Origin of the sequence: Corallococcus terminator (genome assembly GCF_049194865.1) — a bacterium.
GTDB lineage: Bacteria > Myxococcota > Myxococcia > Myxococcales > Myxococcaceae > Myxococcus > Myxococcus terminator_A.
Genome location: NZ_JBLZWL010000067.1, coordinates 34,544 through 41,988, shown reverse-complemented (window position 1 = coordinate 41,988; position 7,445 = coordinate 34,544). Strand labels below are relative to the sequence as shown.

Here is a 7,445-nt window from a genome sequence, read left to right as displayed (position 1 = left end):
CGCGCATCGGCGACACGTCCGCGGTGCCCGTGCTCTTCCAGCGCCTGGTGGACGACGACGCGCGCGTGGTGCAGGCCGCCACGGGCGCCATCCAGTCGCTGGGCAGCGAGCAGACGGAGGCGCTGGCGCTCCAGGCGGCGCGCTCTCCGGACGCGCGCCTGCGCCGCGCGGCGCTGCGCATCATCTCCTATTTCGGCTATCCCCGAGGCCTGGAGGTGCTGCTGTCGGCCATGCGCGACACGGACGAGCGGCTGCGTGACGCGGCCATCTACGGCCTGCCCTTCATCGAGGACCCGCGCGCGGTGGACGCGCTGTTGACGGCGGCCACCCACGAGTCGGAGCGCACGCGCGCGGCGGCCATGCGCGCGCTGGGACAGACGGAGAAGGAGGCGCGCATCACCTCCACGCTGCTCGGCGGCCTGAATGATAGGGACCCGTGGGTGCGCTACTACGCGTGCCAGTCGCTGGGGAAGCTGAACGAGGAGGCCGCCGCGGACGCGATTGTCGCGCTGGCGGACGACGACGCGGGGCAGGTGCGCGTGGCGGTGGTGGACGCGCTGGCGCACATGCACACGGAGAGCGCCATGACGGCGCTGCGCCGCGCGGCGGCCAGCACCGACGCGGACGTGCGGCGCGCGGCGCTGCTGGGGCTGGGCGTGGCGCGGCGGCAGGACGCGCTGCCGGTGCTGCTGGAGGCCTCGTCGTCGGAGGACTCCGCCACGCGCCTGGTCGCGCTGTCCGCCGTGGCCGAGTACGAGGCCCCGGAGACGCTGCCCGCGCTCTTGCGCGCGGCCAGTGACAGGGACGACAGCGTGCGCAGCGCGGCGGTGGGCTTCCTCGCCACGCGCGCGGGCGTCCCCGCCACCCAGGCCCTGGTGTCACTCCTGGGAGACATGACGGTGCGCGAGCGGGTGGTGAGCGCGCTGGCGCTGCCCATGGAGGGGCGGCTGCCGGGGCTGCTCACCGCGCTGGACGTGGCGGACGAGGTGACGGCGCCCCTGCTGGTGGCGGCCCTGGCGCGCATGCGCCGGGCGGACGCGCGCGCCGCGCTCCTTCAGGTGCTGGAGACCTCCAGCGCCTCGGCCCGCCGCGCCGCCGTGCCCGCGGTGAGCGCGCTGGGGACCTTGGAGGCCCGCGACGCGCTGGAGCGCGCCTCTCTGCGTGACGAGGACCCGGAAGTGCGGCGGGCCTGCATCGTGGCCCTGGGGAAGTGACAAGGACGTCATGCCTTCCCTGCCGATGTCTCCCCAGGTCTTCGCCATCCTCGCCGCGCTCATCGAGCAGCGCGCGGGGCTGCACTATGGGGCAGAAGACCGCGAGCTGTTCTCCGACAAGGTGTCCGACCGGGCGCAGGAAGCGGGCTTCGACTCGCTGCTCGACTACTACTACTTCCTCCGGTACGACCCCGCGGGCTCGACCGCGCTGGATTCCCTGGTGGACTCGCTGCTGGTGCACGAGACGTACTTCTTCCGGGAGGCCCGGCCGTTGTCGGTGCTGGTGGAGGACGTGCTCCTTCCCCGGGTGCGGGCCGGCCAGAAGCCCCGCGTGTGGTGCGCCGCGTGCTCCACCGGCGAGGAGCCCCTGACGCTGGCGATGATGCTGGCGGACCGGGGGGTGCTCTCCAAAGTGGAGTTGCTGGCCAGTGACTTGAGCACCCGGGCGCTGGAGCGCGCTCGCACCGGCGAGCACAACCTGCGCGCCACGCGCGCGCTGCCTCCCGGGGTGGAGGGGCGCTGGCTGGAGCAGGTGGCTGGACGGGTCCGGCCGAAGCAGGAATTGGTGGACGCGGTGGAGTGGCGCCGCATCAACCTGGTGGACGAGGCGGTGGTGGCGAAGCTGGGCCAGTTCGACGCCATCCTCTGTCGCAACGTCCTCATCTATTTCCAGGATGAGACGGCGCGCCGGGTGGTGTCGTCGCTCACGGAGGCGCTGAAGCCCGGAGGCCAGCTGGTGGTGGGCACCTCCGAGTCGCTGTTGCGCTTCGGCACCGCGCTCTCCTGCGAGGAGCGGCGCGGCGTGTTCTTTTATGGCAAGGCGGGAGGATGACGGCGGTGGTTCCTATTCGCGTCCTGGTGGTGGACGACTCGGCCTTCGCGCGCAAGGTGCTGCGCCAGGTGCTCTCCAACGCGGAAGGCATCGAGGTGGTGGACACCGCGCGCGACGGCCTGGACGCGCTGGAGAAGGTGTCGGAGCTGAAGCCCGACGTCCTCACGCTGGACCTGGTCATGCCGGGCCTGGACGGGCTCGGCGTGTTGCGCGCCCTGGAGGCGATGCCCGCCGCTCCGCGCGTCGTCGTGGTCAGCAGCGCGGGTGAGGAGAGCGAGCTGGCGGTGGCCGCCCTCCAGGCCGGCGCGGTGGAGCTGGTGCACAAGCCCTCCGCGCTCGCCACGGACCGGCTCTACGAGCTGGGCGCGGAGCTGGTGGAGAAGGTGCGCACGGCCGCGCGCGCCGTCCCGCGCCCGCCGCGCGCGCCGTCTTCGGCCGCTTCCGCTTCGACCTCCCCGGCGCAAGTCTTCGGTCCGGCGCGCAACCTGGTGGTGGTGGGCACGTCCACCGGCGGCCCCCAGGCCCTCACGCGGCTCTTGTCGGCGCTGCCCGCGGACTTCCCCGCGCCCATGGCGCTCGCGTTGCACATCCCCCCGGGCTACACGGAGGCGGTGGCCCGCCGGCTGGACGCGCTGTGTCTGCTGGAGGTGCGCGAGGCGGAGGACGGCATGGAGCTGCGCCCCGGCCGCGTCGTGCTCGCGCGCGCGGGCCAGCACCTCAAAATCGAGCGGCACGGCGCGCTCACCGTCGGCCGCGTGGACCGACACCCGGTGAACATGCCGCATCACCCCTCCGTGGACGTCCTCTTCGAGAGCGCGGCCCTCACGTGGGGAAAGGACACGGTGGGGCTGGTGCTCACCGGCATGGGCGACGACGGGCGGGAAGGCTCGCGCGCCATCCGGGCCGCGGGCGGCACGGTGCTCACCGAGTCGGAGGCCTCCTGTGTCGTCTACGGCATGCCTCGCGCCGTCGACGAAGCGGGCCTCGCCACCGGCAGCGCGCCCCTGGACGCCATGGTGCCGCTGCTGCTCGCTCAGCTCCGCTGACTTCGGGAAAAACCGGGTGGGTTGGCCGTCGCCCGCACCCCTACATGGTGGGGTGGGGAGCGGCCTTGCCCTGGAGGGAGCAGCGATAGTTTTGGTTCCGGACAGAGGCGTAAGGCAGACTGGCGGCCATGCTCCGTTACAGCGCCGACATTCGCACCCTCCTCTGGTGCCTGGCGATGGCCGTGGTGGCCCTCTCGATGTACGCGGCCCCCTCGCTCATCCCCTACCTGTGCCCGCTCGCGTGCTACCTGGCGCTGTCCGCGGGCGTCATCGCCCATAACCACAACCACTGCCCCACCTTCCGCAACCGGAAGATGAATGAGGCGATGGGCATGTGGCTGTCGTTGTTCTACGGCTACCCCACCTTCGTGTGGATTCCGACGCACAACCTCAACCACCACAAGTTCGTGAACAAGGCGGGCGACGCCACCATCACCTGGCGCTACTCGAAGAAGCACAACTTCCTCGTCGCCTTCCTCTTCCCCTTCGTCTCCACGTACTGGCAGCAGGAGCCGACGAAGGCCTTCATCGAGAAGGCGCGCACGCGCAACCGCGCCCTGTTCCGGCAAATCGTCCTCCAGTACATCGTCTGGGGCGGCACGCACGCGGCGCTCGTCGGGCTGGCGATCTACCTGCACGGCGTCGGGGGCGGCCTGCGCATCTGGGCCTTCGCGTTCCTGATTCCGGCCTTCTTCTCGCTGTGGACCATCATGTTCTTCAACTACATCCAGCACGTCCACTCGGACCCCTGGAGCGAGCACGACCACAGCCGCAGCTTCACCGGCCGCCTCATCAACTTCTTCCTCTTCAACAACGGCCTGCACGCCGTCCACCACGAGACGCCGGGCCTCCACTGGAGCCTGCTGCCCGCGGCCCACTCCAAAATCGCGGCGGACATCGACCCGGAGCTCAAGCCCGTCAGCTTCTTCGGCTGGTGCTTCCGCTCCTACGTGCTGGCGCCCTTCTTCCCCCGCTTCGGCACCAAGCAGGTGGGCCGCGCCCCGTATGACCCGCCTGCGGGCGGCAAGGTCGACGTGTCCTTCGGCGACGAGCTGCAGGCCGTGGACTCGGGAGTGAACGTCGCGCGCGTCTGACGCACCCGCACACGTGTGCGGCCTGTGTGTGTCTCTGTCTTGTATTCCCCATCTCTCCCTGGAATCGGACCAGGGGGAGTATTCGCCATGTGGCTGATTCTCGTATCTCGCGGTCAGAGGTACGGGCGGGCTGGGGGGGAAGCAGACACGGAGGCACCACATGAGGATGGCCCCAGGCCCTGTCCGTCCAGCGACCCGTGAGGCGTTTGTCTCGCCTCGGGTGCTGTGGGTCGGCTCAGCCGGGGAGGCGTGGCTGGCACTGTCGCGCGCGGCCCGGGCGTTGGGCTGTGAGCCGGTGCAGGCGTCGACGCCGGGCGCGGTGAGCCTGGAGCTGTCGCGCGCGAGGCCCCGGCTGGTGTTGGTGCACTGGCGCCAGGTCCAGGAGCGGGGCCCGGGAGGGCTGGGGGGCCTCAAGGCCCGCGTGGGAGCGTCTGGTGCGCCCGTCATCCTGGTGGCGGAGCCGGAGACGCCCGCCGAGGTGCTGGAGGCCGCGGACGCCGAGGGCATCGAGGACTGTCTGTTGACGCCCGTGGGTGAGGCGTCGGTGCGGGCTCGACTGTCCGCGCTGCTGGGCGCGCGGGTGCTGCCCGCCGCGAGCGAGCGCTACAGCCCGCGCGTGGTGTTGCTGGCGGGAGCGGGCGGCGCGCGCACGTGGTCGGGGCTGGGCTCGCTGCTGGAAGTCTCGGGCCACCACCTGCTGTACAGCGCCACGGTGGAGGGCGCCGCGGCGCGGGTGGAGGAGCACGGCGCCGCGCCCCACCTGCTCGTCGTCGTGGGTGACGGGGCGTGGGGTGGGGTGTGGGCGCGCGCGGGCACGGTCTCTCGCGCGCTGCTGGAGGGGGTGCCCTCGCTGACGGTGACGGCGGCCGAGGGCGGGCGCGCGGCGGCGACGCTCTTGCCGCGCATCCACGCGATGTTGGGCCGCGAGGGCGCGTCCATGCGGGTGGAGGAGCGGGTGCCCTTCTGCTGTCCCGTCGAGTTCGGCGAGAGCGGTCCGCAGGGGCTGGCCTGGACGTCGGGCGTGTCCTTCGCGCTGAGTCCCGGGGGCCTCTTCGTGCGCACGCTGGTGCCGGCGCGGCCCGGGGCGTCGGTGACGTTGCGCATCCACCTGCCCACGACGGGCGAGCGGCTGGAGTCCCACGGCGTGGTGGCGTGGGCCAACCCCTATGTGCCGCGCGAAGGGCTGTGTTTCCCCCATGGCATGGGTGTGCGGTTTCTGGGCATGGGCCCGCCGCGGTTGATGCACTTGCGCCAGCTCTGTCAGGCCACGGCCTCGCCCTGAGGGCGCGGCTCGACTCCAGGAGGTGCTTCGTCATGCGACGCAAGAAGGTCCTCCTTGTCGATGACTCGCACACGGTGCTGATGCTGCACCGGATGATGATGGTGGAGCGCGGCTTCGAGACGCTCATCGCCCGCGACGGGCTGGAGGCGCTGGAGCGCGTGCGGGACGAGGCGCCGGACCTCGTCGTGCTCGACATCCTGATGCCGAATCTGGACGGCCTGGAGACGTGCCGGGCCCTGCGCGAGCGCGAGCCCACGCGCCACACGCCCATCATCCTGTGCAGCACGCGCATGGAGCCGGACTGCGTGCAGGCGGGCTTCGAGAGCGGCTGCACCGACTACCTCACCAAGCCCTTCGCGGGCTCGGAGCTGGCGGCGCTCTTGAATCGCTACTTGGGCTCGGAGAGGGGCACGCGCGGCGGGAGCTGACCGGGAGGCCGCGCCGGCAGCGAGCGGCGGGGCAGCGTCACCATGAACGTGGTGCCCTCCTCCTCGGTGGAGCTGACCTCGATGGCTCCGCCGTGCGCCTGGACGATTTCCCGGACGATGTAGAGGCCCAGGCCGTAGCTCATCTTCAGCGTGCGCGTCGTCTGCGGGCCGCTGCGGAAGGGCTCGAAGAGGTGGGGCAGCAGGTGCGCGGGAATGGGGCGCCCGCCGTTGTGCACCTCCAGCACCAGCTTGTTGGCCCGCGCCACGCGCGCCACCAGCTTCACGGGGGTGTCCGAGGGGCCGAACTTCAGCGCGTTCTCCAAGAGGTTGGAGGCCACCTGGCCCAGCCGGTCCGGGTCCCACATGCCCTGGGTGTTGCCCTTGTGCTCCACCTCGATGACGCGCTCGGGGTAGGCCACGCGGAACTCGTGGGCCACGCGCTCCACCAGGTCCTTGAGGTCCACCGGCCGGGGCTCAATCGCCACGCCGCCCATCAGCCGCGTGCGGGTGAAGTCCAGCAGCAGGCGGGTGAGCCGCTCGATTCGCACCGCCGCGGTGGCGATGCGCTGGCTGGTGCGCCGGGCGTCCTCGGCCGTGCCGGACTCCGCCATGACGCGGGACCAGTTCATGATGGCGCCCAGCGGGCTGCGGATGTCGTGGCTGACGATGCCCATCAGCTGCTCCTGGAACTCGGAGTGCCGGCGCGCTTCTTCTTCCGCCCACTTGCGCTGGGTGATGTCGCGGCTGATGCCGAACAGGCCCACCACCTTGCCTTCCGCGTCGCGCAGCACGCCCTTGGTGGACAGCCACACCCGAGGGCCCTCGACGCCCGGCTGGCCGTCCTCGTAGGTGACGGTGCGGCCGAAGGCGAGCACCTCCCTGTCGTTGGCGGCGTTGACGCGGGCGACCTCGGGCGCGAACAGCTCCAGGTCCGTGCGGCCCACCATCTGCGCGACTTCGTAGCCCACCGCGCGCGCGCCCGCGTTGTTGATGAGCTGGTAGCGGCCCTCCAAATCCTTCGTGTAGACGGCGTCCGTCGTGCCCTCATGGATGGCGCGGAACACCTCGCTGGCGCGCCGCAGCTCCTCGCGCACCCGGTGCTCTCCGGTGATGTCGCGGCAGTGCACCAGCAGGCCCCCGGGCACCGCGCGCGCGCGCACGTCGAAGCACAGCTCCCGGTCCGGCCACTCGTGCTCGAAGCGCGCGGCGGCCTGCTGGGTGGCGGGCTTGTCGAAGAGCAGGTGGTGGCGCAGCTCCAGGAGACCGGGGCACGCGCGGCGCACGTCGTCACCGGGCCCGGCGGTGCCGTCCAGCAGCTCCACCATGCGCGGGCTGACGTAGGTGAAGCGCCAGGCCGCGTCGAGCGTGAAGAAGGCGTCCGGCAGTCCCTCCAGGAGCGCATGGAGCGGTACGCCGGATGCCTCGGATGTCGAGGGCGGGGCCGGGGGACGCTGGCGCTTCTTGGCGGGGGTGGGGGGCATGCGTCGTGGGGTTTCGCGGGGGGCCAGGGTCCAGGGGTGAGCGGAGCGGGGAGGGCCGTCAGCCCGTG

General features: G+C 71.8%; 7 protein-coding genes. 6 read left to right on the top strand and 1 reads right to left on the bottom strand.

What is annotated here, in order from left to right:
* From ACN469_RS21675 to ACN469_RS21650, 6 genes are all read left to right on the top strand, one after another.
* The coding region (locus tag ACN469_RS21675; RefSeq protein ID WP_498770643.1) for a HEAT repeat domain-containing protein at window positions 1-1,214 on the top strand (1,214 nt) is incomplete at its 5' end.
* Window positions 1,215-1,224: 10 nt separating this feature from the next.
* The gene (locus tag ACN469_RS21670) at window positions 1,225-2,046 is read left to right on the top strand and encodes a CheR family methyltransferase (RefSeq protein WP_498770642.1); all 822 of its coding nucleotides are present in this window, start codon (window positions 1,225-1,227) and stop codon (window positions 2,044-2,046) included.
* Complete coding sequence (gene cheB / locus ACN469_RS21665) at window positions 2,043-3,092, top strand: chemotaxis-specific protein-glutamate methyltransferase CheB (RefSeq protein WP_498770641.1); 1,050 nt, start codon at window positions 2,043-2,045, stop codon at window positions 3,090-3,092. Before ACN469_RS21670 ends, cheB begins: the two co-directional genes overlap by 4 nt.
* A gap of 128 nt (window positions 3,093-3,220) precedes the next feature.
* Window positions 3,221-4,186: a fatty acid desaturase family protein gene (locus ACN469_RS21660; protein WP_498770640.1), complete on the top strand. Its 966-nt coding sequence runs from the start codon at window positions 3,221-3,223 to the stop codon at window positions 4,184-4,186.
* Window positions 4,187-4,346: 160 nt separating this feature from the next.
* Window positions 4,347-5,468 (top strand): PilZ domain-containing protein, encoded by a 1,122-nt coding sequence (locus ACN469_RS21655; RefSeq protein ID WP_498770639.1) that lies wholly within the window; start codon window positions 4,347-4,349, stop codon window positions 5,466-5,468.
* Window positions 5,469-5,500: 32 nt separating this feature from the next.
* Window positions 5,501-5,896, top strand: coding sequence for a response regulator (locus ACN469_RS21650; protein ID WP_498770638.1), 396 nt, complete (start codon window positions 5,501-5,503; stop codon window positions 5,894-5,896).
* Here ACN469_RS21650 and ACN469_RS21645 read toward each other — a convergent pair.
* Complete coding sequence (locus ACN469_RS21645) at window positions 5,857-7,377, bottom strand: PAS domain-containing sensor histidine kinase (RefSeq protein WP_498770637.1); 1,521 nt, start codon at window positions 7,375-7,377, stop codon at window positions 5,857-5,859. The two genes, ACN469_RS21650 and ACN469_RS21645, sit on opposite strands and share 40 nt — an antisense overlap.
* Window positions 7,378-7,445 lie beyond the last annotated feature (68 nt).